We start from the raw sequence: 1,612 nt of genomic DNA, 5'->3' as shown, positions 1-1,612 counted from the left end.
CGGCCGGGCCGGGAGCGGGTGGATGTGGGACGGCTCAGCCGTGGAGGGGCTTGCCTGCGAGTGCCAGGTGTGCTTCGCCCAGGGCCTCGTTCTGGGTGGGGTGTGCGTGGACGAGCTGGGCCACGTCCTCGGGGTACGCCTCCCAGTTCACGATGAGCTGTGCCTCGCCGATCTGCTCGCCCATCCGGCTCCCGAGCATGTGGATGCCCACGATCGGACCGTCCTTCTCGCGTACGAGTTTCACGAGGCCGCCGGTGCCGATGATCGAGCTCTTGCCGTTGCCTGCGAGGTTGTACTCGGTGGTCTCCACGCGGTCGTCGCCGAGCTTCTCGCGGGCTGCCTTCTCGGTGTAGCCGACCGACGCGATTTCAGGATCGCTGTAGGTCACCTTGGGAATGTTGATGTCCTCGACGATCACCGGCTTCAGCCCGGCGATCTCCTCGGCCACGAAGATGCCCTGCTGGAAGCCGCGGTGGGCCAGTTGCAGGCCGGGGACGATGTCGCCGACCGCGTAGATGTTGCCCACGCCCGTGTGGAGGCGATCATTGGTGATGACGTAGCCGCGGTCCATGGTGAGCCCGGCTTCCTCGTAGCCGAGGCCGTCCGTGACGGGACCACGGCCGACGGCGACGAGCATGAGGTCCGCCTCGAAGGTCTTGCCGTCCTCGAGGGTGGCCTTCACACCGTCGTCGTTCTGTTCGACGCCCTTGAATCGCGTGCCCGTGTTGAACTTGATGCCGCGCTTCTTGAACGCCCGCTCGAAGCTCTTGACGATCGATGCGTCCTCGTTCGGCACCAGGGAGGGCAGTGCCTCGATGATGGTGACGTCCACGCCGAAGGACGTCCACACCGAGGCGAACTCGCAGCCGATGACGCCGCCGCCGAGGATGATCACGCTCTTGGGGACGAAGTCCATGGTCAGGGCCTGGTCGGAGGTGATGACCTTGCCGCCGATTTCGAGGCCCGGCAGCGTCTTGGAGAAGGAGCCGGTCGCCAGGATGATGTTCTTGCCGGTGTACGAGGTGCCGTTGACCTCGACCGTGTCCTTGGAGGTGAGCTTGCCTGCGCCTTCGATGACGGTGATGCCCTTGGACTTGATCAGCCCCTGCAGGCCGCGGTACTTGCCGGCGATGATGCCGTCCTTGTACGCGTTCACGCCCGGCATGTCGATGGAGTCCAGCGACGCCTTGACGCCGTACTTCGCGGCATCGCGCGCGCCGTCGGCGATCTCGGCGGAGTGCAGGAGCGCCTTGGTGGGAATGCACCCGTTGTGGAGGCAGGTGCCGCCCAGTTTGCCCTTTTCGATCAGGCCCACGGTCTGGCCGAGCTGCACGGCACGAAGCGCCGCGGCATAGCCACCGCTTCCCCCACCGAGTACCAGGATGTCGAATTCTTGCGCAGGTGCCGGTTCGGCCACTTTGACGCTCCCTCGCGTGATCTGTGACGCACGTGAGCGCGTCGGTCGGTGATTCTGGCCAAGCGCCAGGCGATCAGGTTTCACCCTATCCCCACATCACCCCGGCATCCACTTGGCAACCGAAATGCGGGGCCACTATGTGGTCAGCATCACCTGGCGGCATTCCGTGGCCCACCTGCCGTGGCTGCCGGGATT

Annotated in this window: 1 protein-coding gene; it reads right to left on the bottom strand. The window is 65.5% G+C overall.

All coding sequences use genetic code 11. From position 1 onward, the window contains the following. Nucleotides 1–34: 34 nt before the first annotated feature. Entirely contained in the window at nt 35–1,417 is a 1,383-nt protein-coding gene (gene lpdA, locus Y705_RS0115580; protein WP_026533523.1) for a dihydrolipoyl dehydrogenase, read from the bottom strand. Nucleotides 1,418–1,612 lie beyond the last annotated feature (195 nt).

The organism is Arthrobacter sp. H41, assembly GCF_000520535.1.
In the GTDB taxonomy this organism is placed as follows: domain Bacteria; phylum Actinomycetota; class Actinomycetes; order Actinomycetales; family Micrococcaceae; genus Arthrobacter_D.
The sequence above is the reverse complement of the archived record's forward strand: the minus strand, read 5'-3'. Positions and strand labels throughout refer to the sequence as shown.